At 41.2% G+C, this 255-nt stretch carries 1 protein-coding gene; it reads left to right on the forward strand.

The genetic code is table 11. From position 1 onward, the window contains the following. Positions 1-86: 86 nt before the first annotated feature. A complete protein-coding gene (locus ACY2RR_RS24555; protein WP_490110829.1) occupies positions 87-209 on the forward strand; it encodes a hypothetical protein in 123 nt (40 codons plus the stop codon). Positions 210-255: the final 46 nt, after the last annotated feature.

Below are 255 nucleotides of genomic sequence, written 5' to 3' on the forward strand. Positions count from 1 at the left end.
TGACTAACAAGCCGGGGCTTTTTTATGAATTTGCGAAAATAAAGTCTTTCCCATACCTTGAGAGAATATCAACAGGAATAATGACAATGTCGGAACATATAATCCAACAACCGACAGAGGTCTCCACCAGCAGTTCACGACTTCTGCAGAATGCCTTGCTGATTAATGCTTTTTTCTCCTGCATCTGTGGTCTTTCCATGCTGATCTAGTCCACAGGGAGCAATACATACATCGGTTTAAACAATTATCTTGCTG

Source organism: Parendozoicomonas sp. 2304DJ65-17, from assembly GCF_058148445.1.